The sequence below is a fragment of the Sphingopyxis sp. GW821-FHT12C06 genome (assembly GCF_058807415.1).
On sequence record NZ_JBXAQR010000012.1, the window covers coordinates 1 to 683 of the forward strand.

At 68.8% G+C, this 683-nt stretch carries 1 protein-coding gene; it reads right to left on the bottom strand.

What is annotated here, in order from left to right; genetic code table 11:
* Positions 1–683: hypothetical protein (locus tag AC1RRJ_RS21560; RefSeq protein ID WP_493126580.1), on the bottom strand; the 683-nt coding region annotated here is incomplete at both ends.

The following is a 683-nucleotide window of genomic DNA, read 5'->3' on the forward strand; positions in this document are numbered from 1 at the left end:
GCGTCATTCGCCGCGACCGGCAGGTTGAAGAACGCCCGGCGTGCGGCTTCGGCGGCTTTGCGCAGCGGGGCGAGGCTGGCGGTGCGGGCGGCTTCGAAGGCGGCTTCCTCGTCGGCGTCGAGGGTGCGTTCATAGTCGGGGTCGCCGAATTCGCCTTCCTCGATGCCGATAAAATCCTCCGGCGGCGGGAAGTTGGTGCGCCATTCGCCGCTTTCCTCGTCGCGCCACATCGTCATCGCCGCGGCCTCTTCCTCGGGGGTCGGACCGGCTTCGGGTTCGTCGTCGATTTCGGCGGAAAACCGCGCAACTTCATTCGCGATCGACGTGTCTTTCCACAGGCTGGCGAGCGGGTTGGCGCGGCTGTCGCGCGCGGCGAGCCAGCAGGCGAGGGCGGCGGCGTGGCCCTGTGCATCGGGATTGTCGGCATCGACGTCGAAGAGCGAGAGGAAGCCCGCCCAGTCGCCCGCGATAATCTGCGCCAGCATCGCCTCCCCGGCGCGGGCGCGGGTCTCGACCATCTTGTCGAGCCGCGCGAGCATCGCGAGGCCAAGGCCGGGGATGTGGCGGCGGCGTTTGGTGTAATGATGATGGTCATTGGCGTCGCGCTCGCTCGTCTCCTCGACGCCCCAGATCGCGCGGTCGAGCAATTCGTCGGCGAGCCGCTCGCGCGCGATCAGGATCGC